Source organism: Chelonobacter oris, from assembly GCF_000772535.1.
GTDB lineage: Bacteria > Pseudomonadota > Gammaproteobacteria > Enterobacterales > Pasteurellaceae > Chelonobacter > Chelonobacter oris.
On the sequence record NZ_JSUM01000008.1, the window covers coordinates 1 to 3342 of the forward strand.

A 3342-nucleotide genomic window follows, 5' to 3' on the forward strand; every position below is an offset into this window, starting at 1 on the left:
CGTAAGAGCTGAGTAATCGAAGTCGATGAAGGGATAGAACCTAAAATCGACGGACTTGTTGAGTGAGAAAAGGCACTGAGCAGGTCGGCGTAGGGAAACTTACGCGCAAGTCAATGAAACAGGCTTCGGGAATGAAAAATTCTTGAGGTTGTATGGTTAAGTGACGAAGCGTGCAGGGTGGATGCCTAGGCAGTCAGAGGCGAAGAAGGACGTGTTAATCTGCGAAAAGCGTGGAGGAGTTGATAAAAAGCGTTATTACTCCACGATATCCGAATGGGGAAACCCAGTGGGTGAAGAACCCACTATCAGCACATGAATTCATAGTGTGTTGAGGCGAACCGGGAGAACTGAAACATCTCAGTACCCCGAGGAAAAGAAATCAACCGAGATTCTGTAAGTAGCGGCGAGCGAACGCGGAAGAGCCGTTAGTGATAGTATGTGTGTTAGGAGAATGAGTTGGGAAGCTCAATCGCAGAGGGTGATAATCCCGTATCCGAAGGCGCGTATATGGTACTAAGCTAACAAGAAGTAGGGCGGGACACGAGAAATCCTGTTTGAAGATGGGGGGACCATCCTCCAAGGCTAAATACTCCTGACTGACCGATAGTGAACCAGTACCGTGAGGGAAAGGCGAAAAGAACCCTGGTGAAGGGAGTGAAATAGAACCTGAAACCCTGTACGTACAAGCAGTGGGAGCCGCAAGGTGACTGCGTACCTTTTGTATAATGGGTCAGCGACTTATATTATGTAGCGAGGTTAACCGCATAGGGGAGCCGAAGGGAAACCGAGTCTTAACTGGGCGAATAGTTGCATGATATAGACCCGAAACCCGGTGATCTAGCCATGGGCAGGTTGAAGGTTGGGTAACACTAACTGGAGGACCGAACCGACTACTGTTGAAAAAGTAGCGGATGACTTGTGGCTGGGGGTGAAAGGCCAATCAAACCGGGAGATAGCTGGTTCTCCCCGAAATCTATTTAGGTAGAGCCTTGGACGAATACCTTCGGGGGTAGAGCACTGTTTCGGCTAGGGGGCCATCCCGGCTTACCAACCCGATGCAAACTACGAATACCGAAGAGTAATATCCGGGAGACACACGGCGGGTGCTAACGTTCGTCGTGAAGAGGGAAACAACCCAGACCGCCAGCTAAGGTCCCGAAGTACTAATTAAGTGGGAAACGAAGTGGGAAGGCTTAGACAGCTAGGATGTTGGCTTAGAAGCAGCCATCATTTAAAGAAAGCGTAATAGCTCACTAGTCGAGTCGGCCTGCGCGGAAGATGTAACGGGGCTAAAATTAGTCACCGAAGCTGCGGCATCAGTGGAAACACTGTTGGGTAGGGGAGCGTTGTGTAAGCGGAAGAAGGTGAATCGAGAGGTTTGCTGGACGTATCACAAGTGCGAATGCTGACATAAGTAACGATAAAGGGGGTGAAAAACCCCCTCGCCGGAAGACCAAGGGTTCCTGTCCAACGTTAATCGGGGCAGGGTGAGTCGGCCCCTAAGGCGAGGCTGAAGAGCGTAGTCGATGGGAAACGGGTTAATATTCCCGTACTTGTTATAAGAGCGATGTGGGGACGGAGCAGGTTAGGTTATCCGGGTGACGGAAGTCCCGGTCCAAGCGTGTAGGATGGATGATTAGGCAAATCCGGTCATCTATATCAGAGGCGTGACGGGGAGGCACCAAGGTGCCGAAGTAACCGATACCACACTTCCAGGAAAAGCCGCTAAGCATATTTTATAATAAACCGTACTGAAAACCGACACAGGTGGTCAGGTAGAGAATACTCAGGCGCTTGAGAGAACTCGGGTGAAGGAACTAGGCAAAATAGCACCGTAACTTCGGGAGAAGGTGCGCTGAGGGTAGTTGAAGTCCCGAGCGGACGGAGGCGAGCTCAGTCGAAGATACCAGCTGGCTGCAACTGTTTATTAAAAACACAGCACTCTGCAAACACGAAAGTGGACGTATAGGGTGTGACGCCTGCCCGGTGCTGGAAGGTTAATTGATGATGTGAGAGCATTTGATCGAAGCCCCAGTAAACGGCGGCCGTAACTATAACGGTCCTAAGGTAGCGAAATTCCTTGTCGGGTAAGTTCCGACCTGCACGAATGGCGTAATGATGGCCAGGCTGTCTCCACCCGAGACTCAGTGAAATTGAAATCGCCGTGAAGATGCGGTGTACCCGCGGCTAGACGGAAAGACCCCGTGAACCTTTACTATAGCTTGACACTGAACATTGAATTTTGATGTGTAGGATAGGTGGGAGACTATGAAGACGTAACGCCAGTTATGTTGGAGTCGTTGTTGAAATACCACCCTTTAAGGTTTGATGTTCTAACACAGATTGCGAAACGCGGTCGTGGACAGTGTCTGGTGGGTAGTTTGACTGGGGCGGTCTCCTCCCAAAGCGTAACGGAGGAGTACGAAGGTTTGCTAATCACGGTCGGACATCGTGAGGTTAGTACAATGGTATAAGCAAGCTTGACTGCGAGACGGACATGTCGAGCAGGTGCGAAAGCAGGTCATAGTGATCCGGTGGTTCTGAATGGAAGGGCCATCGCTCAACGGATAAAAGGTACTCCGGGGATAACAGGCTGATACCGCCCAAGAGTTCATATCGACGGCGGTGTTTGGCACCTCGATGTCGGCTCATCACATCCTGGGGCTGAAGTAGGTCCCAAGGGTATGGCTGTTCGCCATTTAAAGTGGTACGCGAGCTGGGTTTAGAACGTCGTGAGACAGTTCGGTCCCTATCTGCCGTGGGCGTTGGAGAATTGAAAGGGGCTGCTCCTAGTACGAGAGGACCGGAGTGGACGCACCGCTGGTGTTCCAGTTGTTTCGCCAGAAGCATTGCTGGGTAGCTATGTGCGGGAGAGATAAGTGCTGAAAGCATCTAAGCACGAAACTTGCCTTGAGATGAGTTCTCCCCGGATAAAATCCGGTAAGGGTTGTTTAAGACTAAGACGTAGATAGGCGGGGTGTGTAAGTGTAGCGATACATTGAGCTAACCCGTACTAATTGCCCGAGAGGCTTAACCATACAACGCTCAAGGGTTTTTATTGTTGGAGACGGAGAGACGAAGACGAGAAAGGCCGGAAGGGTTGAAAGAGGCTGAGGAGAAAGGCTCATGAAAGGGTTTGAAGAGTGATTAGCTTGTGGCTGAATGAAGACAAAGACAGAAGAACAAAAGAGAGAAGAATAGATAACAATCGAGCCGAATTATTCCGGCGGCGACAGTGCAGTAGACCCACCTGATTCCATGCCGAACTCAGAAGTGAAATGCTGTAACGCCGATGGTAGTGTGGGGTCTCCCCATGTGAGAGTAGGACACCGCCGGATATTA

Annotated in this window: 2 rRNA genes; both read left to right on the plus strand. The window is 50.6% G+C overall.

The window, feature by feature from the left end:
- Positions 1-154: 154 nt before the first annotated feature.
- Positions 155-3038, plus strand: a 23S ribosomal RNA gene (locus tag OA57_RS05540).
- Between the two features lie 184 nt (positions 3039-3222).
- Positions 3223-3338, plus strand: a 5S ribosomal RNA gene (gene rrf, locus OA57_RS05545).
- The last annotated feature ends 4 nt before the right edge of the window (positions 3339-3342 follow it).